Below are 23,396 nucleotides of genomic sequence, written 5' to 3'. Positions count from 1 at the left end.
CATCGCAGGCAAGCCAGCTCCCACAGAACCAGAGGACACCGCGTTAATACAGGAGAGTGCGCCTAGATCAGCCTTCTTCGAGCCACAAGCGGATCGGCTTGCCTTCGGCCGGCCAGAACCGTGTCTGCTCTATAGGCGAGATGTCCCAACGCTGCACGCCTTGCAGGGCCTGGAAGAAGCGATGTTCTTGCTCCATCAGGGCCTCGGCGCACATTTTTCGGGTGCTGCCGACTGGGCCGAAGCTGAGCTTGTCGCCTTCGACCGTGTACGGCGCAAACCAGTGGTTACAGCCGCCATTGCCATAGGCGCGGCCATCGGCGCCCAGGGTGACGGTGAGGTGCGCGTAGTCCATCAACGGCCGCTCACCGATCCATTCCACTACGTAGCTGTGGTCGCGCTCGAGCTTGGCGCCATCGGCAGCGCAGCCTGCCAGGCCCATGCCGATGGCGGCGAGCAGCAGCGGGCCTTTCATTGCGCGGCCTGCTGGCATTTCGGGCAGCGGTGCTTATCGCCTTCGCTGGCCCAGCCCAGTTCTTTGATACGCGCGTTGGCGGCCGGTTGCAGCGGTGCCTTGGTCAGTTTGGTTTCTACCGCGAATTCAAACTCCAGCACGGCGTCGCAGCTGTCGCAATTGACCTTCCAGGTGTGAATCTCCAGTTCGCCGAACTTCGGCCCTTGGGCCATGGCGACCCACTGGCCCGCTGGGCGGATGGAGTAGCGTGCGTCACCTTCGACGGTCAGTCGCATCGACAGGGTTTTACTGCCGCGCAGGCTGACGATCAGGACGTCGCCATGTTTGATCGAACCACCGTTGCCGGTGACCTGGTAACGGCCCGGCACCAGGGCACGGCATTCGATCAGGGTATGTTGCGGGCTCAGCAAGCTGAAGCGGAAATCGTGTTCGGCCATGGATCCTCCAAATAGGCGCGGCATCCTATCACGGGTGCCGGCCTATCATGAGCCTGGTATGTGACCGCTGATCATCCCTTGACCAGGTTCTGCGCCCGGCCATCGGCCCACGCGGCAATGTTGGCCAATGTGGTACCGGCAATCGCCGCCAGGGCCTCACGGGTGAGGAAGGCCTGGTGCGCGGTGATGATGACGTTGGGGAAGGTCAGCAGGCGGGCAAGCACGTCATCCTGCAGGGGCAGGTCCGAGCGGTCCTCGAAAAACAATTGGGCTTCTTCTTCGTAGACGTCCAGCCCCAGGTAGCCCAACTGGCCAAGCTTGAGCGCTTCGATCAGTGCTGGCGTGTCGACCAGGCCACCGCGCCCGGTGTTGATCAGCATCGCACCGGTTTGCATCTGCGCGAGTGAGCGGGCATTGATCAGGTGTTTGCTGTCGGCGGTCAGCGGGCAGTGCAGGCTGATGATTTGCGCCTCGGCCAACAGTTCAGACAGGCTCACGTAGCGGGCCCCGAGGTCCTGTACCTGTGGGTTGGGGAAGGGATCGTAGGCCAGCAACTGGCAGCCGAAGCCGGCCATGATCTTGGCGAAGGTCGCGCCGATCTGACCGGTGCCGACCACGCCGACCGTTTTGCCGACCAGATCAAAACCGGTCAGCCCGTGCAGGCTGAAATCACCGTCGCGGGTACGGTTGTAGGCACGGTGCAGGCGACGGTTGAGGGCCAGGATCAGGGCGACGGCATGCTCGGCCACTGCGTGGGGCGAATAGGCGGGCACGCGCACGATGGTCAAGCCCAGGCGCTGGGCGGCGGGGAGGTCGACGTGGTTGTAGCCCGCCGAGCGCAGGGCAATCAGGCGTGTGCCGCCCTTGGCCAAGTGCTCCAGCACCGGGGCGCTGAGGTCGTCGTTGATAAAGGCACAGACCACCTCGTGGTGTTCGGCCAGGGCCACGGTATCGAGGTTGAGCCGGGCGGGTTGGAATTGCAGTTCCAGGCCAGCCGGCAGCGGTTCGCCGAGGAAACTCTCGCGGTCGTAGGTTTGGCTGCTGAAGAGAATGACGCGCATTGAGAAGGCTCCCTGCAATTTACACATTGTTGATTCGTTGCCCATGAAAACAGGGTCAGGCGCTGACTCTGGCTTCACTGGCCAGCCGCGCAATCGCCATGTCCAGTTCGTCCAGCGCGGCCATGGCCTTGGCGTCATCCTGCTTGAGCAGGGTTTCGGCGCGTTGGCAGGCTGCTCGTAATTGCGGCACGCCACAGTAGCGGGTGGCGCCGTGCAAACGGTGCACGCGCTCGATCAAGGCATGGTTGTCATTGGCTTCGCGGGCGTGGGTAATTGCCAGGCGATCAGCCTCCAGGGAGGCCAGCAGCATGGCGAGCATATCGGCGGCCAGGTCGGCCTTGTTGGCGGCCAGGCGCAGGCCTTCTTCGTGGTCGAGTACCAAGAGCTGCACGCCCTGGGCCGCACCTTCATGGGTGCGCTCCGGGCCTTGGTTACGCAGCGCCAGGCCGGTCCATTTCAATACCACCTGGGCCAATTGCCGCTCGCTGATGGGTTTGGTCAGGTAGTCGTCCATACCGCTTTGCAGCAGGGCGCGTTTTTCGTTGGCCATGGCGTGGGCCGTGAGGGCCACCACCGGCAGCGGCGTGCCGTGGCGCTCGCTTTCCCACTGGCGGATCGCCTCGGTGCTCTGGCGGCCATCCATGCCGGGCATTTGCACGTCCATCAGCACCAAATCGAACGTTTCCTGCTTCACGGCGTCGACCGCCGCGTAACCGCTTTCCACCGCCTGCACCTTGGCGCCCATGTCTTCCAACAGGGTTTGCACCAGCAACAGGTTGGCCGGGTTGTCGTCCACGCACAGCACCCGTGGCGCACGGCTGGACAACGGCTCACCGGGTTCGCTGCGCGAAGGGCGCGGGCTGATCAGGTCGGCCAGGGAACGGCGCAACTTGCGCGTACAGGCGGGCTTGGCCTGCAATTGGCTGTTGGGGTTGGGCACCGATTGGTTGAACAGCATCTGCTCGGTGGTCGGGCACAGCACCAGCACCTTGCAGCCCAGGTGTTCAAGGTCCCACAGGTGTTGGTTGAGGCGCTCGGGCGGAATGTCGTTGGCCGTGACGCCGAGCACCGCCAGGCTGATGGCCTGTTCGGTCTGGTGCGCACTGGTGATGCCGTTGGTCAGGCTTTCCAGGGTATTGAACGGCGTGACTTCCAGGCCGCAGTCTTCCAACTGATGTTGCAGGGCCTGGCGCGCCAGTTCGTGGTTTTCCAGCACGGCCACACGACGCCCCAATAGCGGCGCGGCGGGCAGGTCTTCGACGTCGTCACGGGTCTTGGGCAGGTTCAGGCTGATCCAGAATTCCGAACCTTCACCCGGCGTGCTGTCGACGCCGATTTCGCCGCCCATCTGCTCGATCAACCGCTTGGAAATCACCAGGCCCAAACCGGTGCCGCCGGGCTGGCGCGACAGCGAGTTGTCGGCCTGGCTGAATGCCTGGAACAGGGCGCGCACATCCTGGTTCGACAGGCCAATGCCGGTGTCTTGCACACTGATGCGCAATTGCACGCTGTCTTCCTGCTCGTCCTCGATCATGGCCCGGGCCACAATGGTGCCTTCGCGGGTGAACTTGATCGCATTACTGATCAGGTTGGTCAGGATCTGCTTGAGCCGCAGCGGGTCGCCCACCAACGCCAGGGGCGTGTCGCGGTACACCAGGCTCACCAATTCGAGCTGCTTGGCATGGGCGGCGGGAGCGAGGATGGTCAAGGTGTCTTGCAGCAAGTCGCGCAGGTTGAAAGGCACGCTGTCGAGCACCAGCTTGCCGGCTTCAATCTTCGAGAAATCGAGGATCTCGTTAATGATGCCCAGCAAGTTATCCGCAGACTTTTCGATAGTGCCCAGGTAGTCCAACTGGCGCGGCGACAGCTCGCTTTTTTGCAACAGGTGAGTAAAGCCGAGGATGCCGTTGAGCGGCGTGCGGATTTCATGGCTCATGTTGGCCAGGAACTCCGACTTGATACGGCTGGCCTCCAGGGCTTCCTTGCGCGCCAGGTCCAGCTCGATGTTTTGGATCTCGATGGTTTCCAGGTTCTGGCGCACGTCTTCGGTGGCCTGGTCGATGCTGTGTTGCAGCTCTTCCTGGGCATTTTGCAGGGTTTCGGCCATGCGGTTGATGCCCGACGCGAGTTGGTCCAGTTCCTGGCTGCCCAAGGGTGGCAGGCGTGTCTCCAGGTTGCCGTCCTTGAGCTGGGTCACGGCTTGCTTGATCTGGCCAATCGGCGAATTGATGGTGCGGCTGATACGCAGGGCGAGGGCGGCGGTGCACATCAGGCCGATGGCGATCAGCAGCAGGCTGGCGAACAGGCTGCGATAGCCGCGCAGCAACATGCCATTGTGGGACAGCTCCACTTCGACCCAACCCAGTAGACGGTCGGCCTCATCGGGAATCAACTCGCCCGCCAGGTTGCGATGGCGGCCAAACACCGGCAGTAGATAGCGAGTGGCGTCATTGCCGGTGCGCTGCAACAGGTGCGAACTGTTGCCGGTGGGCGGCTGGTTGAGCATGGTCGGACCGGCATGGGCCAGGGACGAACGGTCGGGCGCCAGGAACGACACGGCGCGCACATCCGGCTGCTCCAGGGACTGGGTCGCGATGCGCTCCAGCAGGTCGGTGTTCTTATGGCCCAGCGCGGGTGCCACCAAGGGTGCCAATTGCTCGGCGATCATTTCGCCGCGTTGCAGCAGTTGGGTCTGCAACTCCGAGAGTTGCATCCAGGTGAAATAGCCGCCCAACAACAGCGCCATCAGGCTGGTCGGTAATAAGGTCAGCAACAGTACGCGGCCTTTTATCCCCATTCTTCTAAGCACGCCACTCTCCTGCTACCACGTTGTTATCAATGATCCACGCCGGCATCCGGCCCGCGCCACCTGCGCAGTGTAGCCATTTGCACGGTCTGGAATCTTGCAAATTAATGACATGCGGCAATCTTCGGGCCATTCGGCGCCGGGTGGCGATTGCCTGTGAACGTTTAATCTTGAATAATCAGTGATTGAGAATGACTTGCAGACGCTAATGACTCCCGCAGCAGTTGGCCTACCCAGTATCCTGACCATCGAAGACGACCCGGTGTTGGGCGCCTACGTGCACGAGCAGCTTGGCCGCAGCGGCTTCCAGGTGACCTGGTGCCAGAACGGCCAGCAGGGCCTGCAACTGGCCCGCGCCCAGGCCTTCGACCTGGTGCTGATGGACATTCTGCTGCCGGGGCTGGACGGTTTGTCGATCCTCACCCATTTGCGCCAGAGCCACGCCATGCCCGTGATCCTGATGTCGGCCCTGGGCGCTGAAGCCGACCGTATCAGCGGTTTTCGCCTGGGCGCGGACGACTATTTGCCCAAGCCGTTCAGCATGGTTGAACTGTGCGTGCGAATTGAAGCGATCCTGCGCCGCGTTGCCCTGGATCGCCGGCCCGAGCCGCCGCGCGCCTCGGTCCCTGAACATGCCCGGGTGCTGCACTTTGATGATGAACGCTGCGATGTGTCCTGCCAGGACCAGTGGGCCGGGCTCACGCGCAGCGAATACCGCCTGCTGGAAACCCTGCACCGCAATGCCGAAGAAGTCCTCAGCAAAGCCTTCCTGTATCAGCAGGTGTTGCAGCGCGGGTATGCGCCCCATGACCGCAGCCTCGACATGCATGTCAGCCAGATCCGCCGCAAGCTCAAGGCCATCGGTTACATCGAGCGTGAAGTACGCACCGTATGGGGCAAGGGCTACGTGCTGAGCGGTCACGATGAAGGGCTTTGAGCGATTGCCCGGCAGGCACTCGTTGTTCTGGAAGCTGGCCTGTCTGTTGATCGCCTTCTGTTTGCTGATGATCTGGCTCAGTTGGTCCTGGGGCCGCTACATGGAGCAGCAGAGCGCTTACCTGTCGGACAAGTCGCGGGAGATTCTCACTGGCTATGCCGCGGGTGCCGAGCTGGCGTGGAGCACTCAAGGCAGCGCCGGCGTGGACGCCTGGCTGCGGCGGATGGCCGAGCGCGAAAGCACTTGGGTGGGGGTGATCGGTAACGACCTACAGTCCCTGGGCAGCACGCCCTTGAGTGACAAGGAAAGCCAGCGCCTGACGTTTTTGCGCGGATTGGATTGGCCGGTCAGCCGGCATGTCATTGGCCTGCCCTGGATGAAGGTGCCGTTTCCGGTCGACCCTGGCGCGGGGTCGCTGGTGATCGAGCTGCCGCAGCGTTTTATGCCAGGGCGCTATCAACTGTTCTGGCGGGTGGTCACCAATGGTGTGATTCCCGGCCTGTTTACCCTGTTGCTGTGCATCGGCCTCTACCGGCTGTTGATCATGCCCCTCAATCAATTGCGCGAGCAGGCCAATGCCTGGCGTGCGGACCAACTCAATACGCGGATGTCTCGCGATGCCACCAGCCGCCAGGATGAACTGGGCGAGTTGGGCCGCGCCTTTGACCATATGTCCGAACGCTTGCAGGGCACCGTGCGTTTGCAGCAGCAGTTGCTGCGCGATATGTCCCATGAACTGCGCACACCCTTGAGCCGCCTGCGGGTGGCCTGCGACAGCGAGCAAGACCCGGCCAAGCTGCGCGAGCGCCTGGGCCGGGAAATCGACGCCATGCAGCGCCTGGTGGAAGACAGCCTGCAACTGGCGTGGCTCGACAGCGAAACAACGCCGCTGCCCCAGGAAGACATTCAGCTCCAGGCGTTATGGGACATCTTGCGCGAGAACGCGTGTTTTGAAAGCGGTTGGCCCGCATCGCGCTTGCCGTGCCTGTTACCCGCGGACAGTTGGGTGCGTGGCAACCTCAATGCACTGGCCCAGGCCTTGGAAAATATCCTGCGCAACGCCGTACGCCACTCGCCCCAGGGCGGCTGGGTGCAACTCGACGGCTGTCGGGAGGGGGACTATTGGCATATCTGGCTGCAGGATCAGGGCGCTGGGATTGCTGAGGATGATCTGGAGCGCATCTTCGCGCCCTTTACCCGCCTGGACGGCTCGCGGCCCGGCGATGGTGGTTTCGGCCTGGGCCTGAGCATTGCCCGCAACGCCGTGCAGCGCCAGGGCGGTCGCTTATGGGCGGAAAATACCGGGCAGGGCCTGCGGGTGCATTTGCACTTGCTGGCCCGTTAGCGCTCAGCGCCTACGCAGTTTGCGTTTTTTCCACTGGTGCGCCACCCACCAGCGCCAGTACGCCATGGTCAGGCAATAGGCCAGGGCGCCCAATACTACCCCCAATACCACCGAACCCAGCAGGAACGGCTGCCAGAGTGTGCTCAACTGGCCGCTGATCCATTCCCACGTCAGGTTGTCGGGCAAGCTGCGTGGCGGCACATTCATCAGCCAGGCGCCGGTCATATAGGTGCAGATGAACACCACCGGCATGGTGATGGGGTTGGTCAACCACACCAGGCTGATGGCGATGGGCATATTGCCGCGCACCGAGATCGCGAGCACTGCGGCGAGCAACATCTGCAACGGAATCGGGATAAACGCCGCAAATAAACCCACCGCCATGGCGCGCGCCACGGAGTGCCGGTTCAGGTGCCAGAGGTTGGGGTCATGCAGCAGCGTGCCAAGAAACTGTAATGACTTGTGTTCCCTGATACTGCTGGGGTCTGGCATGTACCGTTTGAATAAGCGCCGGGGCATAAGGGGTCCAGGTCAATTCGAGGGGCAAGTATGCCCGGATTCTATAAACAGAAAATTCAGACTTTGTGACAAAACATCATAGGCGCTGTCGTTCAGCCGACTAAGACTGAGTGGATCACGGGAAAAGGATGATCCATGAAGACAGGGATGTTGGCGTTGGCGCTGGGGTTGCTGATGTTGCGTTGGTTGCCGGCCCTGCCGCCCGGCGCCGCGTTATTGGGCATGCTGGTGTTGGCCTTGATGCTGTTGCCTTTTCGGTCCTATCCCTTGGCCTTTTTTCTGGTGGGCTTGAGCTGGGCTTGCTTCAGCGCGCAGCGGGCGTTGGATGATCGACTGCAGCCGGCCCTGGATGGGCAGACTCGTTGGGTGGAGGGGCGCGTGGTCGGCTTGCCCCAGCAGACGGTTACGGGCGTGCGCTTTGAACTGGCCGACGGCCGGTTGCGCAAGGGGCGGCTGCCCAAACGTATCCGCGTGTCCTGGCACGGCGGGCCAGTGGTGAACAGCGGCGAACGCTGGCGCCTGGCGCTGACACTCAAGCGGCCTGCGGGCCTGCTCAATTTTCATGGAGTTGACCACGAAGCCTGGCTGCTGGCCCAGCGTATCGGTGCCACTGCAACGGTAAAAGATGGTGAACGCCTCGCACCGGCCCGCAATGCCTGGCGCGATGCTGTTCGCCAGCGCGTGATGGCGGTGGATGCCCAAGGCCGCGAGGCGGGCTTGGCGGCGTTGGTATTGGGCGACGGTTCCGGCTTGGCGCCTGAGGATTGGCAGGTGTTGCAGGACACGGGCACGGTGCATCTGCTGGTGATTTCCGGGCAGCATATCGGCTTGTTGGCGGGCTTGATCTACGGCTTTGTCGCGGTATTGGCGCGCTATGGTTGCTGGCCACGAACCTGGCCGTGGCTGCCGTGGGCGTGCGGCCTGGCTTTTGGCGCAGCGTTGGGTTATGGCCTGCTGGCGGGGTTTGGCGTGCCGGTGCAGCGGGCTTGTATGATGGTCGGCCTGGTGTTGCTGTGGCGTCTGCGTTTCCGCCATTTGGGGCTGTGGTGGCCGTTGCTGCTGGCGCTGAACGGCGTGCTGGTGCTGGAGCCCTTGGCCAGCCTGCAGGTAGGGTTCTGGTTATCGTTTGCGGCGGTCGCGGTATTGTTGCTGGCGTTCGGCGGGCGCTTGGGGCCGTGGAGCGTCTGGCAGGCGTGGACCCGGCCTCAGTGGTTGATTGCCATTGGCTTGTTTCCGGTGTTGCTGGTGTTGGGTTTGCCCATCAGCCTCAGCGCACCGGTGGCCAATCTGTTTGCCGTGCCGTGGATCAGCCTGGTGGTGCTGCCCCTGGCGCTGCTGGGCACGGCGTTGTTGTGGGTGCCGCTGGCGGGGGAAGCTGTGCTGTGGCTGGCCGGCGGCGCGCTGGACGGATTGTTCAAGGGCCTGGCGCTGCTGGCCGGGCAATTGCCGGCCCGGGTGCCGCCCGAGGTGCCGCTGGCGTATTGGCTGGTCAGCCTGATGGGCGCAGTGGTGTTACTGCTGCCCAAAGGGGTGCCGTTCCGGGTGTTGGGCTGGCCCCTGTTGTTGATGGCCGTTTTCCCGCCCCGGGAGTGGGTGCCCCACGGACAGGTCGATGTGGTGCAACTGGATGTCGGCCAGGGGCAGGCACTGATCCTGCGCACCCGCCATCACACCTTGCTCTACGATGCCGGGCCGCGCTCGGGGCCTGTCGACCTCGGCGCGCGCGTCGTGTTGCCGTCGTTGAAAAAACTCGGGGTAGGGCAGTTGGACATGATGCTGCTCAGCCATGCCGACGCCGATCACGCCGGTGGTGCGGCAGCAGTGGCTCGGGGGCTGCCCGTCAAACGCGTGGTGGGCGGCGAAACCGAGGGCTTGCCAGCCTTTCTCGCCACCCAGCCCTGTACCAGCGGCGAACGATGGGAATGGGATGGTGTGTCGTTTGAACTGTGGCAGTGGGCGGGTGGGCTTGAGGGCAATCCGAGGTCGTGCGTGCTGCACGTCCAGGCCAATGGCGAACGCCTGCTGCTCACCGGCGACATTGATCGCGCTGCCGAACAGGCGTTTCTGGCATCCCCGCTGGCGGTTCCGACCGACTGGCTGCAGGCCCCGCACCATGGCAGCCGAAGTTCTTCGTCCTGGCCTTTCGTACAACGGTTGGCGCCCACCTCTGTGCTGATTTCCCGCGGTCGCAGCAATACGTTTGGCCATCCTCATCCGCAGGTCCTCGACCGCTACCAAGCACTGGGCAGCCGGGTGTATGACAGCGCCGAACAGGGCGCTGTGCGCCTGCGCCTGGGGGCGTTTGTGCCTGCGACGGTTGCGCGCAGCGAACGTCGTTTCTGGCGCGAACCGTTACCGTAATCAGGCGTTGCCAAGGTCTCGAACCGCGACAGACGGACCTGTAGCCGGTGAACCCTTCTGTTGACCCTATATGGTAAAGTGGCGCACTTTTTCGAGGGGACATTCACTGTGTGGGAATTGGTCAAATCCGGCGGCTGGATGATGTTGCCGATCATTCTGAGCTCCATCGTCGCACTCGGCATCGTCGCCGAACGCCTGTGGACCCTGCGCGCCAGTCGCGTCACCCCCGAGCACTTGCTGGGGCAGGTCTGGGGCTGGATCAAGAACAAGCAGCTCGACAAGCAAAAGCTCAAAGAGCTGCGTGCCAATTCGCCACTGGGTGAAATCCTCGCCGCCGGCCTGGCCAATTCCAAGCATGGTCGCGAGATCATGAAGGAGTGCATCGAAGAGGCGGCCGCCCGGGTTATTCATGAACTGGAGCGCTACATCAACGCCCTCGGCACTATCGCCGCCATGGCGCCGTTGCTCGGTTTGCTCGGCACGGTCCTGGGCATGATCGATATCTTCAGCGCGTTCACGGGCTCGGGCATGACCACCAACGCGTCGGTATTGGCCGGGGGCATTTCCAAGGCCCTGATCACCACTGCTGCGGGCTTGATGGTGGGTATCCCTTCGGTGTTTTTCCACCGTTTCCTGCAGCGGCGCATTGATGAGCTGGTGGTCGGTATGGAACAGGAAGCCATCAAGCTGGTAGAAGTGGTGCAGGGCGACCGTGATGTAGACCTGGTCGAGGGCAAAGCGTGAAATTTCGCCGTAAGCAACGGGAAAATGTTGATATCAATCTCGCGTCGTTGATCGACGTGGTGTTTATCCTGCTGCTGTTCTTTGTCGTGACCACCACCTTCACCCGGGAAACCCAGTTGCGTGTCGACCTGCCTGAAGCGGTGAGTGGCTCGCCTGCCGAAGACCAGCAAGTCAAGCAGCTGGACATCGCTATCAGCGCCGAAGGGGTGTTTTCGGTGAATAACCAGTTGCTGGAGAAAAATGACCTTGCCAGCCTGATGGAGGCGTTGCAGAAGGAGTCTGGTGGCGACACCCAGTTGCCGCTGTCCATCAGCGCCGATGGCAAAACCCCACACCAGGCCGTGATCACCGCCATGGACGCTGCCGGCAAGCTCGGTTTCAGCCATTTGCGCATGACCACTGTCGAGGCGGCGAGCCCGCCCTGATGGCCATCTCCGACCGTTTACTCAAGGCATGGTACGAAGGTCATCCAGCACTAATGTTGCTGCGACCGCTGGAATCGTTGTATCGCCGTGTGGTTCAACGTAAGCGTGCGCGCTTCGTGGCGGGCGAGGGCGAGATTTATCAGTCGTCTGTGCCAGTGATCGTGGTGGGCAATATTACGGTGGGGGGCACCGGCAAGACGCCGTTGATCTTGTGGTTGATCGAGCACTGCCGCCGCAGCGGTTTGCGCGTAGGAGTGGTCAGTCGAGGCTACGGTGCCAGGCCGCCGCAGCTGCCGTGGCGTGTGGAGGCCGGCCACAGTGCCGAGGTGGCCGGTGATGAACCCTTGCTGATCGTGCAGCGCAGCGGTGTACCGCTGATGATCGATCCTGATCGCAGTCGTGCGGTAAAGGCACTGCTGGCCAGTGAGCCCCTGGACCTGATTCTCTCCGATGACGGCCTGCAGCATTACCGCCTGGCTCGCGATCTTGAACTGGTGCTGATCGATGCCGCTCGCGGCCTCGGCAACCGCCGGTGCCTACCAGCCGGGCCGTTGCGTGAACCGGTGGATCGCCTGAAGAGTGTGGACGGGGTACTTTATAACGGTGCCGTTTCGGACCGTGAAGATGGCTTTGCCTTTCGCCTGCTGCCCACAGCGCTGGTCAACCTGCACAGCGGCGAGCGCCAGCCGGTCACCTACTTTGCGCAGGGCCAGCAGGTGCATGCGGTGGCCGGCATAGGTAACCCGCAACGTTTCTTCAATACCCTTGAAACGCTACACTGGCAGCCGCTACCCCATGCTTTTGCCGACCACGCGCCCTACAGCGCCGAGGTCTTGAATTTTACCCCGTCATTGCCGCTGGTCATGACCGAAAAGGACGCGGTGAAGTGCCGCGCCTTTGCCCAGCCCGACTGGTGGTACCTTGCGGTGGATGCGGTACCGTCGCCGGCGTTCGTCGCCTGGTTCGACATGCAGCTGATGCGTCTGCTGCCCAACCGTCTCTTGCCTTAAAACGCTTCTTTCCAGGAAACACTCATGGACACCAAACTGCTCGATATCCTCGCTTGCCCGATCTGCAAAGGCCCGCTCAAGCTCAGCGCCGACAAAACCGAGCTGATCAGCAAAGGTGCCGGCCTGGCTTACCCTATCCGTGACGGCATCCCGGTCATGCTCGAAAGCGAAGCCCGTACTCTGACCACCGATGAGCGCCTGGATAAATGACCACCGCCTTTACCGTTGTCATTCCCTCGCGCTATGCCTCGACGCGCCTGCCGGGCAAGCCGCTGCAAATGATCGGCACCAAGCCGATGATCCAGCTGGTGTGGGAACAAGCGTGCAAGAGCAGCGCCGAACGGGTGGTGGTGGCCACCGACGACCCGCGCATCATCGAGGCGTGCAAAGGTTTTGGTGCCGAAGCGGTCCTGACCCGCGAAGACCATAACTCCGGTACTGATCGCCTGGCCGAAGTCGCCACTCAGCTGAGTCTGGCACCCGACGCGATCGTAGTGAATGTGCAGGGTGACGAGCCATTGATACCGCCGAGTGTCATCGATCAGGTCGCTGCCAACCTCGCGGCCCATGGCGAGGCGCGTATGGCGACCCTGGCCGAACCGATCGAAGACATCGAGACGCTGTTCAACCCGAATGTGGTGAAAGTGGTCAGCGACATCAACGGCCTGGCACTGACGTTCAGTCGCTCCACCTTGCCGTGGGCGCGGGATGCCTTTGCCAAGAATCGCGACGTGTTGCCGGAGGGCGTGCCATATCGCCGCCATATCGGCATCTATGCCTACCGCGCCGGTTTCCTGCACGACTTCGTCAGCTGGGGCCCGTGCTGGCTGGAAAACACCGAGTCCCTGGAGCAACTGCGTGCCCTCTGGCACGGCGTGCGTATCCACGTGGGCGATGCGTTGGAAGCACCGCCAGCCGGTGTCGACACCCAGGAAGACCTCGAACGCGTCCGTCGCCTGCTGGGCGCCTGATGGAAGTTCTGTTTGTATGCCTGGGCAATATCTGCCGCTCGCCAACCGCTGAGGGCATCTTGCGCCATAAGTTGCGTGAAGCAGGCTTGGCTGGCCAGATTGAGGTGGCGTCTGCTGGCACCGGGGAATGGCATGTCGGCAACCCGCCGGACCAGCGCAGCCAACGGGCGGCGCTGGCGCGCGGCTATGACCTGTCGAGCCAGCGTGCCCAGCAGGTTTCCCGCGCGGACTTTGCCCGCTATGACCTGATCCTGGCCATGGACAGCAGCAACCTGCGCAACCTCAAGGCCATGCAGCCGGGGCAGGGCAAGGCGGAGCTGGATTTGTTCCTGCGTCGCTTTGATGGCGAAGTGGACGAGGTGCCAGACCCTTACTATGAAGGTGAGCAAGGTTTCGAACGGGTCCTGGACCTGATCGAACGCGCCTGTGACTTATTGGTGATCGAATTGAAGGGGCGGTTATGACCTTGCAAGTGCGTGCGCAGGTATCGCTCAAGCCATTCAACAGCTTTGGCATCGATGTGAGCGCGCAATTATTTGCCGAGGCCCACAGTGATGCTGACGTGCGCGCGGCCATCGCCTATGCCGCCGCACAGGCGGTGCCGTTGCTGGTGATTGGAGGCGGCAGCAATTTGCTGTTGACCCAGGATGTTCCGGCGCTGGTGTTGCGTATGGCGACACAAGGCATTCGCGTGCTGAGCGACGATGGCACGCGCGTGGTGGTCGAAGCCGAAGCGGGCGAAGCCTGGCATCCGTTTGTGCTGTGGACGCTTGAGCACGGCTTCTGCGGCCTGGAAAACCTCAGCCTGATCCCGGGCACTGTCGGCGCCGCGCCGATGCAGAACATCGGTGCCTATGGCGTAGAGATCAAGGATGTGTTTGCCGGCCTCACCGCCCTGGATCGCCAGACGGGCGAACTGCGGGACTTCAGCCTGGACGAATGCAACTTTGCCTACCGTGACAGCCTGTTCAAGCACGAAGTCGGGCGCTGGCTGATCCTGCGGGTACGCTTTGCCCTTAGCCGCGCCAGTCACCTGACACTCGACTACGGCCCGGTGCAACAGCGCCTGACCGCGCAGGGCATCATCCACGCCACGCCAAGCGATGTGAGCCGCGCGATCTGCAGCATTCGCCGCGAGAAACTGCCAGACCCGGCAGAGCTGGGCAATGCGGGCAGCTTCTTCAAGAATCCGCTGGTACCCCAAGCCTTGGCTGTTGAGCTGCAACGCCAGTATCCGGACCTGGTGGCCTACCCTCAGGCCGACGGCCAAATGAAGCTCGCCGCCGGCTGGCTGATCGACAAAGCCGGTTGGAAGGGGTTCCGGGAGGGCGATGCGGGCGTGCACAAGCTGCAAGCGTTGGTACTGGTCAACTACGGCACCGCCACCGGGCAGGAGATTGCCCAGCTGGCGCTACGCATCCAGCAAGATATCTTCAAGCGCTTCAAGGTCGAGCTGGAAATGGAACCCAATCAGTACTGAGCTATCGGGCCTGAAAATGAAAATGCCCCGTATCTCGCGATACGGGGCATTTTTTATTGCGTTGGCTGATCAGTCGTCGCGGCTCATGATGCCGAAGATCTGCAACAGGCTGATGAACAGGTTGTAGATCGACACATACAGGCTGATGGTCGCCATGATGTAGTTACGCTCACCGCCGTGGATGATGGCGCTGGTCTGGAACAGGATGCACACCGAGGAAAACAGCACAAAACCCGCGCTGATCGCCAATTGCAGGCCGCTGATCTGGAAGAACATGCTGGCCACCACCGCCGCCAGCAGCACGAAGAAGCCTGCGGTGATGAAACCACCCAGGAAGCTCATGTCCTTACGGCTGATCAGCACGTAGGCCGACAGACCACCAAACACCAGGGCGGTCATGGCAAACGCCGAACTGACCACTTCAGCACCGCCGGCCATGCCCAGGTAACGGTTGAGGATCGGGCCGAGGATGAAACCCATGAAACCGGTCAAGGCAAACGCCGACACCAGGCCCCAGGCCGAGTCACGCAGCTTGTTGGTCAGGAAGAACAGACCGTAGAAGCCGATCAACACGACAAAGATATTCGGGTAGCCGACGCGCATCTGCTGGGCCACGTAAGCCATCACGCCGCTGAATGCGAGGGTAAGGGCGAGCAAGCCGTAGGTGTTGCGCAACACGCGGCTGACTTCAAGCTGCTCAGCCTGCGCGTTGCCATTCACTGCGTAATTCTGTTCGCGCATGGCGACACTCCTTCAGTTTTGAAACGTTCAGTCGCAAAGATCATAACAGACGCCTTGTAACAAGCGATGCAGAGAGTTTGACAGTGTGTTTCATTCGGGTATTATGGCGCCCGCTGACACGGGATGGACTACTATAATCCCGTGATGCACAAGGGAAATTGGCAGAGTGGTTGAATGCACCGGTCTTGAAAACCGGCGGACGTTAATAGCGTCTCCAGGGTTCGAATCCCTGGTTTCCCGCCAAGATTTACACGAAAGCCTCGCGAAAGCGGGGCTTTTGCGTTTCTGGGGTTTGGTTATACCGGGCTATTTAGGCAGTTGGTCTAACTCGAAAGGCCAGGAACACCGGCCCGAATGGGAAGGTACTGACTTCCAGCTCATCCAGTGGATTGAGCGTGTGCGTGCGGCTTCCAGCGTTGCTGTAGATCACGTGGCTGCTGGATACGGCAATGTTGATCTTGCCGGCGGCCGCCTGGATTAGATTCACCTTGAACCCTTCAATCACATCATCACCGATTGTCAGCGTGACATCTGTATCGCTGATGACCAGTATCGACTTGCCTGAATCCGACATGGTCAAGGGCCTGCTGCCGGTGATAGAAACATTGGTGTGCACATGTCCGCCAGCGTGGTAACTGACCATTCTCGGATCCGCGAAGACCCGGGCGAAGGAGCCGACATAATTCACACTGGCGCGCATGTCGTCGAATTGCTCAACCACGTATGTACCAATGCTGCCGGAAACTTCCCCATTGGGGTCCAGAACCCATTTGCGTCCTACCATCAACCCGATCTGGGTATTGGCACGTACACCGGCACGCATTTCTTCCAGAAAGAGCTGGCTGATCTGGCCACCGCCTTTGCCCTGGACATAGGTAAATCGTGCAATGGAATGGCTGTCGCCAGTGGGGCTGCCCTGGGCAGTATCGACCTTGTAGTCGACAAAGTCTGCCGAGACGATGGTGGTCGTGGTGTTGGCGTTTGGCGCCCAGGTAAAATCCAGGACCCTGCCGGTTTTGACCTGCTCTAGAGAGGTGGTGGCTTGTGATGTAGTCGTAGAGCCTGACTGCTTCAAATCGTCATTCATGATACTCATCCGTAAGTGAAGTCGAGGGTCGAAAGTACACGAAGCAAATGACCGCCGTCATCACAGCACGTTTTCTACAAGACTATGCTGTCTTACTGGATCCGTATGGAGCTGTCATCGTGCACGTGCCCTCGCACTGCGTATTCATTACTAAGCACAGTACGGAGCTTTTAGCTTGACTGATTTACTTCTCTCCACGGCAGCCATGGCCTGCCCCATGATTTCAAGCTTGTTTGTTAGGTGAACGTCGAAACTTCTAAAACAGTGCCCTGTCCCAGCTTTCATACCGATGTTTAAGTGCAACCTGCGAAAGCGGCTGAAAAGTCAGCGAGATGGAGTCATTCGAATGAAAATACTGAGCCTTTCGATGCTGGCGGGTGCCTCCATGATGCTAGTCTCTGAAGGCGTTTGGGCTGAGCAATATCTGCCCGAGATTGCCAGCAAAGCGCCTTACAAAAAAGCCTACGCAGAGATGCTCAGTTATCCGGACTGGGTCAGTAAAGCTCAGGGCACAGCGTCGCCAGTCGAGACGGTTTCGGCGGATGGTAAGCGCTTTACGGTAGGCCACATGTGCAAGCCACATGATTGTGCAGACAATCAGCTAATCGTGGTCTTTAACGCAGATGGAACAAAGTCCTGGGGGCTACTCGCGACGCGTCCAGCCGAGGGAGAGGCATTCAGTAAGCAATTGCTGGGTGATCCCGACAGTGTCGTTCAGGGCCTACTGAATAAGTCGTTTGCTGACAACAATCCCGAAGATTGATGACCGGTGTCGCTCTGCTGCGGCAAACGGTGGGTGGGGAGAACGACCATCAGATAAGACATAGCGAACAGACCGCTTGTTATGGTTATCGTGGATGTTAAAGTCGCACAAATTTTTTGAGGGAACGATATGCGAGGCTTAATCGGAGCATTACTGCTTGCTGCTCTTGGTGGGTGCTCCACATCGCCTATATCTGCCGACATCGCAGACCCTGTGCCATCCACAAGAATGTATGCCTTTACGGAAAAGAACGCGGCTCAGTTGGTGGTGACTAGAGACTCGGGCATCTACGGAGCTGAAGTCCGTTTTATTTTGCATATTGATGGAAAACCGGCTGCCGAGTTTCACCCTGGGGAGGTTGCCAGGTTTGGGCTGGCCCCTGGCAAGCATATTCTTGGTGTCTCGAAATACATGCTTTTCGGCACCTCAAGAATCATCGAATCAGAAATTGATATGAAGCCGGGAGACCTTGTTCGCCGCAGAATTTCTCAGCACGGCAGCAGTTTTTCTTTCACCCCGACTGCCTACTAAACGCCATTCGTCTAACGCCCGGCACTCTCACTCCCGATGCAGCCTCTCAATCCTAAGCGCGGATATCCCGAGCCTATAAACGGAGTGCCAGCATGGAAATCAACGAGAAAGCCCCAGGCAACATTTCCCAGCAAGCGGTTACCCGGGGCACCGATAACGAGACCGGCCATGACCCGCGGCGTGACGAGGACAATATCCCGCTGCCGCCGGAGGACGAGGCGCCTCTTGAAGAAGATATGTCGGATGTAGATGCGGCCGATTCAGTAGCTACTGAGCATCCCAAGACCTGAAGGCGTTCAGGCCAAAGAGCCCGGCCCTGTGCCGGGCTTCGTCTGCTGGTCCCCTTGGTCTCGTTCACCTCCTTGTGGCTGTAAGCCGATGCTGATCCGACCCGCACCGCTGCACTTTTTTCCATTTTGCTGATCTACCTCTGTCCCGGCCACCCGACTCCCGCGTGCGGCCCACAGAATCAGACCCGGTGCCGATGGATCGAACGTTTACGATTTTTACCACCCGATGGCCGCTGTTGCTGGCTGCGATGTTCGCGCTGTGTGCAGTGGGTTGCAGCCAACAACAGGGCCGCGATATCGCCAGGCAGTTCAGCGACGGCAAGCCCGATGAGTTCTTCCAGACCAGCGTCGACCGCATGGCCACCCTGGGGATGCGTGACAACCTGCAAAGCCTCTACCTGCTGATGAGCAAGCTCTACCTGCGCAACCCCAACCAGTGGCGTCAATCGGGGTATCCGGATGCGGTGACCGCCGCCCGGAAAATCCGCCAGGCCATCGAAAATCGCCAACCCTTGCCCGCACTGGGTGACCGGCGTGACCTGGCTGCCCTGAGCTATTCCTTGAGCCCCGACTTTCGCGGCGACCGCGTCGGCGCGTTCATCTATGCGATTGGCAGCATGCTCGTGACCGCTCACGGCGGGCGCACGCAGTTCTATGTGACCGACTCGATCAACCCGCAGTTTGTCAGCAATGCCGCGCGCAATATCGAAAAGGCCACCTGGCTGCTCAGCCAGCGTCAGGATGCCAATGGCGTGTTGCTGTTGTTTTCCAATGAAATATCGGAGGAGGGCAGTAACCTCAGTTTTGCCGTTGAGTTCGGCAAGATCGTCGCGCGGTTGGACCTGCTGACCCAAATCCTCGATGAGCGCTACCGGCGCATTGGCCTCAATTACGCACAAAGCCTGTTGCTGATGAATTTCCTGCCGGTGCAGTAAGGCCCATCGCATCGACCAATCGGTGCGGTGTTTCCCTTTCCGCTGTAGGAAGCGGCCTATCTTGTCTCCGGCGGCTTGAAAGGCTGGCCTGCGGGCAATAGCCTCGGATTTTTCTTAAACACGAGGCCCTCCCTTGGGTAAACGAAAAACGGTTTGGCCCACGGATCGCGAAATACGCTTGCGGTTTATCCTCTATGCGGTAATTGACGCCGCGACCGCCCAGGGCGTGTCTGCCGAGTTATTGCTGCCGGCGCATAAGTTATTGCGTGACTCGCCCACGGAAGACCAGTTGCGCGACACCTTGGGGGCGATTCTCGCCACTGACGAAATGTATGGCTTTCGCTTTCCGCCGGGGTCGGATGCAGATGATCTGATGCGGACATTGGCAACTGCCGATGGTTAAACTGATTCACCCCTGTTTTTGATACGCCCCTGTCCGTCATTAAGGAGTGACTTGAGGGGCGTACCTGCCTTCCCATCACTGTTCGCGTGGTGGGCTCGGCCCGGCACGTTCCCGGATTCCAAGGACCTGCTCCCAATGCTGCTGCGCCACCCCCCGTTTATTTTTGCCGCCTTGACCCTCAGTTCGCTGGTACAGGCCGAAGGCCTGCAATTGGCGCCGGTTGAAGTCACTACGGCTGAGGCCAGTGCCGCAGAAATCGCCCAGGCGCAGCTCAAAAGCGTGCCCGGCGGCACCAATTACATCGATATGGACAGCGTGCAACAGGGACGGGTCAGCACCAACGAGGATGTCTTCAAGTACCAGGCTGGTGTTTACGCCAAGGCGGCCAATAACGAAGGGGTGAAGGTGTCCATTCGTGGCTCGGGCCTGAACCGCGCCCCCGGTGCCCATGCCTCCGGCCTGTATGAAATGTTCGACGGCCTGCCGCTTACCGGCCCAGGCGGCACGCCCTATGAGCTCAAGGACCCGCTGTGGCAAAGCCGGGTAGAGGTGCTGCGTGGCGCCAACGGGTTCGATCAGGGTGCATTGGCCTTGGGCGGTGCGGTCAACTACGTTACCCGCACCGGCTTGGACGCGCCCAAGCTGCAAGTGCGCTATGAGGTCGGCAGTCGCGGCTATGCCCAACGCGAAGTCAGTTCCGGGCAGGTGCTGGGGGACGCCGACTATTACATCAGCCTCACCGATTCGGAGTCCGACGGTTATCAGCACCAGAGCGCTGGTACCGGCAAGGGCATCGCCGCCAACTTTGGCTATCGCTTTAACCCGGACCTGGAAACGCGCTTCTACTTGCGTTATCGCGAAACCACCAACGATTCTCCCGGCAGGCTCACGCGTGACCAGATCAGCCATGATCCGCGTGCCGCCAGCAGCCTCAATGCCGCCCGCGACTCAAAACGCCTGCAACCGGGCTCCTCCTGGATCGCCAACAAGACCACCTTGCAACTCGATGACGCATCAAGAATCGAAGTCGGGCTGGCCTATCACGATTACCCGATGGATCTGCGCGAGGGCACCAACCGCCTCAAGGTCGCCTACACCGATATCAGCGGCACCCTGAACTACATCCGTCAGGACAACCTGTTCGGCCATGCCAGCAAAACCACCGTCGGTCTGCGCACCACCCAGGCGATGCCCAATAATGGCGCTTCGGAATATGTGCGCATCCCGGCGGGCAAGACCGCAATCTACGCCCCCGGCACCAAAACCCGCGATTACAGCTACCTGGGCTCCGACACCGTGCTGCATGTCGGCAACGAGTTGGAACTGCTGGAGGATCTGTGGCTGACCACTGGCCTCGCCGCGATCTACACCCGCCGCGAAACCCAGGTGACTTACCCCGACGGCCAGGCGCCGCTCAGTCAGCATGACTGGGACTACGCACCGCGCATCGGCCTGCGTTACGACTTCACCCCGCAATTGCAGGTATACGCCAACTTGAGCCGGTCGGTAGAGCCGCCGCACGCCTGGTCGATGATCTGGGGTTCCAACAAATATTTCGACGCCGGCCCTGCCAATGGGTTGGCACGCGAAGGTGTCAGCCTGAAGAACCAGACCGCCACCACTCTGGAAGTCGGCGGTCGCGGTGAAGCCTGGCTCGGCCAATGGGACCTGGCCCTCTACCGCTCCGAAGTACGCCACGAATTGCTCTCCGTCGAAACCCAGGCCCAAACCGCCAACAGTAGCGCGATTATTGCCGAATCCAACGCCAGCCCCACCGTGCACCAGGGCGTGGAGCTGAGCCTGCTCAGCCCGCTATGGGACGGTGGCCGCAACGGCAGGCTCGACCTGCGCCAAGCCTATACCTACAGCGACTTCCACTACCGCGACGATGACCGTTTCGGCGACAACACCTTGCCCGGCATCCCCAAGCATTACTATCAGGCCCAGGTGCGCTACAGCCACCCGACGGGTTTCTACACCAGCCTCAACACCGAGCACGCCTCGCGGGTAGCGGTGGACTACGCCAATTCCTACTACGCCGCGGCTTACACCACCCTCGGTGCCACGTTCGGCTATGACGCACCCCAGCGAGACTGGCAAGCCTGGGTCGACCTGCGCAACCTGACCAACCGCCGTTATGCCAACACCGTTACGCCGGCTTACGACGACAAAGGCATGGACGTAGCACGTTCAACCCCTGCCGATGGCCGTGGAATTTACACCGGCGTGTCGTGGAGCTGGCGCTAAATCAACCCTCGTGTTCGCGCAGGCGCTTGTACAGGGTGTTGCGGCTTACGCCCAACTCCCGCGCCAGGTGGGAAATATTCCCACCCATGGCTTGCAGGCGTTGTTTGAGGTCAAGGTTTTCATCCAGGCGCTCGCGGGTGGGCGGCGGCGCCGCTTGCTTCAAATCGGTAAAAAAATCATCGGGCAAATGTTCTGCGCGGATCGGCTGCTCCTCGGCCATTGCCAGCGCCACCTGCAACACGCTGCTCACCTGACGCAAATTGCCCGGCCACGGATGCTGCTCAAATAACCTCAGCACCTCGGCACTCAGCCCGGCCCACTGGTTCGGCTCGCGGTGTTGCTGCCACAGTTGCTGGAACAGCGCCTGCTTGTCGGTACGCTCGCGCAACGGCGGCAATTCCAGGGTCAGGCCGCCGATGCGGTAGTACAAGTCCTCGCGAAAGCGTCCGGCCTGTACCAGTTCGCGCAGAGCGCGGTTGGTCGCCGAGATGATGCGCAAGTCCACCGGGAACACCTCGCTGCTGCCCACCGGTTGCACACAGCGCTCCTGCAATACTCGTAACAGGCGGGCCTGGGTGGGCAGCGGCATATCGCCAATCTCGTCGAGAAACAGCGTGCCCTTGTCCGCCTTGCGGATCAGGCCGATGCTGCCTTTCTGGTTGGCGCCGGTGAAGGCGCCTTTTTCGTAGCCGAACAGTTCCGATTCCACCAGCTCTGCGGGGATCGCTGCACAGTTCACCGCGATCAACGCCTGTCGGCTGCGGGAACTGGCCTGGTGCAGGGCTTTGACGAACACCTCTTTGCCTACGCCGGTCTCGCCATGGATCAACAGCGGAATGTCCTTCTCCAACAGGCGCTCGGCCTGGCGCACGGCTTTTTCCACGCGCACATCGCCAAAATGTAGGGTCTGAAGGTTGATCGACGTCGGTGCTGGCGGCGGTTGGCTGAACAGCCGGGCCTGCACCGGCATCTGTTTGGGCCGCTTCAACAGGCACTGGAACCGATTGCGTCCCGCCGCCTGCAAGGCGAAGGGCAGCCCTTCCGGTTGGTTGAGCAACTCCAGCAGCGAGACCTTGAACAGGCTGTCGATCATCACCCGCGACAGGCTGATGCCCAGCAGATTATCTGCGCGCCGATTGGCCGACAGCACCTGGCCGCTTTCATCAAAGATCAGCAGGCCGGCCCATTGGCTGTCGAGGTTGCTCAAGCCGGTGTTGAAGGTCAGTTGGAAGTGTTCGCCGCGAAACAGGTTGAGGATCAGCCGATTCTCCACGGTCTGGCTCATCATCTTGACCATGCCCAGGGTGTGGGAGGGCGGCAGGTAACTGTCGCTGGACACATCCAGCACGGCGATGATTTCGCGCTGGGCATCGAAAATCGGCGCCGCGGAGCCGGTCATGAAGCGGTTGGCCTTCAGGAAGTGTTCATCGTGTTCAATATGCACGGCCTGGGCGCAGGCCAGTGCGGTGCCGATGGCATTGGTGCCACTGGCGCGTTCCATCCAACTGGCGCCGGGGCTGAAGCCACGGGCCAGCGTGGGTTCGATAAACCGCTGGGTACCCCACGAGGTCAGCACCTGGCCCTGGTTGTCGGCCAGCATGATCAGGCAATTGGAATTGCTGAGGATGTTCTCGTAGTAGGGCAACACTTCCTGGTGGGTGGTCTGCACCAGGGAATGCTGGCTTTCCAGGAGTTGGCGTATGCCTTCGGCGGGCAGTTGGTCAAAGCTGGGGGCGCTCTGGTGGTCCAGGCCGTAGGCGCGGCAACGGCGCCAGGATTCCTGGATAAGGGTGTCGTGGGTCAAGGGTTCGGCCATCGTGCGACCTTCTTT

General features: G+C 61.0%; 24 protein-coding genes and 1 tRNA gene. 17 read left to right on the top strand and 8 right to left on the bottom strand.

Annotated features, from left to right (window positions below; translation table 11 throughout):
• Nucleotides 1–67: 67 nt before the first annotated feature.
• The 4 genes from AB9N64_RS05975 to AB9N64_RS05960 all read right to left on the bottom strand — a co-directional run bounded on the left by AB9N64_RS05975 (nucleotide 68) and on the right by AB9N64_RS05960 (nucleotide 4,779).
• Nucleotides 68–472 (bottom strand): META domain-containing protein, encoded by a 405-nt coding sequence (locus AB9N64_RS05975; protein WP_014718883.1) that lies wholly within the window; start codon nucleotides 470–472, stop codon nucleotides 68–70.
• Entirely contained in the window at nucleotides 469–909 is a 441-nt protein-coding gene (locus AB9N64_RS05970; RefSeq protein WP_003192054.1) for a hypothetical protein, read from the bottom strand. The genes AB9N64_RS05975 and AB9N64_RS05970 overlap by 4 nt, the downstream gene beginning before the upstream one ends.
• Before the next feature lie 71 nt (nucleotides 910–980).
• Entirely contained in the window at nucleotides 981–1,970 is a 990-nt protein-coding gene (locus AB9N64_RS05965; protein ID WP_371360051.1) for a 2-hydroxyacid dehydrogenase, read from the bottom strand.
• Between the two features lie 55 nt (nucleotides 1,971–2,025).
• The gene (locus tag AB9N64_RS05960; protein ID WP_019816717.1) at nucleotides 2,026–4,779 is read right to left on the bottom strand and encodes a response regulator; all 2,754 of its coding nucleotides are present in this window, start codon (nucleotides 4,777–4,779) and stop codon (nucleotides 2,026–2,028) included.
• A 205-nt stretch (nucleotides 4,780–4,984) separates the two neighbouring features.
• Here AB9N64_RS05960 and AB9N64_RS05955 point away from each other — a divergent pair, with 205 nt between their 5' ends.
• Both AB9N64_RS05955 and AB9N64_RS05950 read left to right on the top strand, forming a co-directional pair.
• Nucleotides 4,985–5,713 (top strand): response regulator transcription factor, encoded by a 729-nt coding sequence (locus AB9N64_RS05955; protein WP_014718880.1) that lies wholly within the window; start codon nucleotides 4,985–4,987, stop codon nucleotides 5,711–5,713.
• Entirely contained in the window at nucleotides 5,700–7,058 is a 1,359-nt protein-coding gene (locus AB9N64_RS05950; RefSeq protein ID WP_014718879.1) for a sensor histidine kinase, read from the top strand. Before AB9N64_RS05955 ends, AB9N64_RS05950 begins: the two co-directional genes overlap by 14 nt.
• Nucleotides 7,059–7,061: 3 nt before the next feature.
• Here the strand turns inward: AB9N64_RS05950 and AB9N64_RS05945 are convergent, their stop codons facing one another.
• The gene (locus AB9N64_RS05945; RefSeq protein WP_003192045.1) at nucleotides 7,062–7,577 is read right to left on the bottom strand and encodes a DUF2062 domain-containing protein; all 516 of its coding nucleotides are present in this window, start codon (nucleotides 7,575–7,577) and stop codon (nucleotides 7,062–7,064) included.
• 135 nt (nucleotides 7,578–7,712) lie between these two features.
• Between AB9N64_RS05945 and AB9N64_RS05940 the strand changes: the two genes are divergently transcribed.
• The 8 genes from AB9N64_RS05940 (at nucleotide 7,713) to murB (ending at nucleotide 14,568) form a co-directional block, all read left to right on the top strand.
• On the top strand, nucleotides 7,713–9,938 hold the full coding sequence (locus AB9N64_RS05940; RefSeq protein WP_371360050.1) for a DNA internalization-related competence protein ComEC/Rec2: 2,226 nt from the start codon (nucleotides 7,713–7,715) through the stop codon (nucleotides 9,936–9,938).
• A 108-nt stretch (nucleotides 9,939–10,046) separates the two neighbouring features.
• The gene (locus AB9N64_RS05935) at nucleotides 10,047–10,682 is read left to right on the top strand and encodes a MotA/TolQ/ExbB proton channel family protein (RefSeq protein WP_003192043.1); all 636 of its coding nucleotides are present in this window, start codon (nucleotides 10,047–10,049) and stop codon (nucleotides 10,680–10,682) included.
• A complete protein-coding gene (locus tag AB9N64_RS05930) occupies nucleotides 10,679–11,107 on the top strand; it encodes a biopolymer transporter ExbD (protein WP_014718877.1) in 429 nt (142 codons plus the stop codon). Before AB9N64_RS05935 ends, AB9N64_RS05930 begins: the two co-directional genes overlap by 4 nt.
• On the top strand, nucleotides 11,107–12,117 hold the full coding sequence (gene lpxK, locus AB9N64_RS05925; RefSeq protein ID WP_122301406.1) for a tetraacyldisaccharide 4'-kinase: 1,011 nt from the start codon (nucleotides 11,107–11,109) through the stop codon (nucleotides 12,115–12,117). Before AB9N64_RS05930 ends, lpxK begins: the two co-directional genes overlap by 1 nt.
• A gap of 24 nt (nucleotides 12,118–12,141) precedes the next feature.
• Nucleotides 12,142–12,327 carry a Trm112 family protein gene (locus tag AB9N64_RS05920; RefSeq protein WP_003174668.1) on the top strand — a complete coding sequence of 62 codons (186 nt, stop codon included), beginning with the start codon at nucleotides 12,142–12,144 and terminating at the stop codon, nucleotides 12,325–12,327.
• On the top strand, nucleotides 12,324–13,088 hold the full coding sequence (gene kdsB, locus AB9N64_RS05915; protein WP_038450504.1) for a 3-deoxy-manno-octulosonate cytidylyltransferase: 765 nt from the start codon (nucleotides 12,324–12,326) through the stop codon (nucleotides 13,086–13,088). Before AB9N64_RS05920 ends, kdsB begins: the two co-directional genes overlap by 4 nt.
• Nucleotides 13,088–13,552 (top strand): low molecular weight protein-tyrosine-phosphatase, encoded by a 465-nt coding sequence (locus AB9N64_RS05910; protein ID WP_014718874.1) that lies wholly within the window; start codon nucleotides 13,088–13,090, stop codon nucleotides 13,550–13,552. Before kdsB ends, AB9N64_RS05910 begins: the two co-directional genes overlap by 1 nt.
• Nucleotides 13,549–14,568: a UDP-N-acetylmuramate dehydrogenase gene (murB, locus tag AB9N64_RS05905; RefSeq protein ID WP_020303087.1), complete on the top strand. Its 1,020-nt coding sequence runs from the start codon at nucleotides 13,549–13,551 to the stop codon at nucleotides 14,566–14,568. Before AB9N64_RS05910 ends, murB begins: the two co-directional genes overlap by 4 nt.
• A gap of 69 nt (nucleotides 14,569–14,637) precedes the next feature.
• On the opposite strand, the gene AB9N64_RS05900 is transcribed toward murB, so the two are convergent.
• On the bottom strand, nucleotides 14,638–15,309 hold the full coding sequence (locus tag AB9N64_RS05900) for a Bax inhibitor-1/YccA family protein (protein WP_003192030.1): 672 nt from the start codon (nucleotides 15,307–15,309) through the stop codon (nucleotides 14,638–14,640).
• 152 nt (nucleotides 15,310–15,461) lie between these two features.
• Between AB9N64_RS05900 and AB9N64_RS05895 the strand changes: the two genes are divergently transcribed.
• Nucleotides 15,462–15,552 (top strand) — tRNA-Ser (locus AB9N64_RS05895).
• A 67-nt stretch (nucleotides 15,553–15,619) separates the two neighbouring features.
• On the opposite strand, the gene AB9N64_RS05890 is transcribed toward AB9N64_RS05895, so the two are convergent.
• Complete coding sequence (locus AB9N64_RS05890; RefSeq protein ID WP_103452078.1) at nucleotides 15,620–16,396, bottom strand: hypothetical protein; 777 nt, start codon at nucleotides 16,394–16,396, stop codon at nucleotides 15,620–15,622.
• 346 nt (nucleotides 16,397–16,742) lie between these two features.
• Here AB9N64_RS05890 and AB9N64_RS05885 point away from each other — a divergent pair, with 346 nt between their 5' ends.
• The 6 genes from AB9N64_RS05885 (at nucleotide 16,743) to AB9N64_RS05860 (ending at nucleotide 21,565) form a co-directional block, all read left to right on the top strand.
• A complete protein-coding gene (locus AB9N64_RS05885; protein WP_032902864.1) occupies nucleotides 16,743–17,159 on the top strand; it encodes an Ivy family c-type lysozyme inhibitor in 417 nt (138 codons plus the stop codon).
• Between the two features lie 129 nt (nucleotides 17,160–17,288).
• A complete protein-coding gene (locus AB9N64_RS05880) occupies nucleotides 17,289–17,690 on the top strand; it encodes a hypothetical protein (protein WP_014718871.1) in 402 nt (133 codons plus the stop codon).
• 92 nt (nucleotides 17,691–17,782) lie between these two features.
• A complete protein-coding gene (locus AB9N64_RS05875) occupies nucleotides 17,783–17,980 on the top strand; it encodes a hypothetical protein (protein ID WP_106111271.1) in 198 nt (65 codons plus the stop codon).
• Between the two features lie 194 nt (nucleotides 17,981–18,174).
• Complete coding sequence (locus AB9N64_RS05870; protein ID WP_032902865.1) at nucleotides 18,175–18,915, top strand: hypothetical protein; 741 nt, start codon at nucleotides 18,175–18,177, stop codon at nucleotides 18,913–18,915.
• A gap of 133 nt (nucleotides 18,916–19,048) precedes the next feature.
• On the top strand, nucleotides 19,049–19,318 hold the full coding sequence (locus tag AB9N64_RS05865) for a hypothetical protein (RefSeq protein ID WP_019816804.1): 270 nt from the start codon (nucleotides 19,049–19,051) through the stop codon (nucleotides 19,316–19,318).
• Nucleotides 19,319–19,453: 135 nt separating this feature from the next.
• On the top strand, nucleotides 19,454–21,565 hold the full coding sequence (locus AB9N64_RS05860; RefSeq protein WP_106111272.1) for a TonB-dependent receptor domain-containing protein: 2,112 nt from the start codon (nucleotides 19,454–19,456) through the stop codon (nucleotides 21,563–21,565).
• A 1-nt stretch (nucleotide 21,566) separates the two neighbouring features.
• Here the strand turns inward: AB9N64_RS05860 and AB9N64_RS05855 are convergent, their stop codons facing one another.
• A complete protein-coding gene (locus tag AB9N64_RS05855) occupies nucleotides 21,567–23,381 on the bottom strand; it encodes a sigma-54-dependent Fis family transcriptional regulator (protein ID WP_106111273.1) in 1,815 nt (604 codons plus the stop codon).
• Nucleotides 23,382–23,396: the final 15 nt, after the last annotated feature.

Origin of the sequence: Pseudomonas sp. KT_2_4, assembly GCF_041410225.1 — a bacterium.
GTDB classification, from domain to species: Bacteria; Pseudomonadota; Gammaproteobacteria; order Pseudomonadales; family Pseudomonadaceae; genus Aquipseudomonas; species Aquipseudomonas paracarnis.
This window is presented reverse-complemented; position numbering and strand designations above follow the sequence as displayed.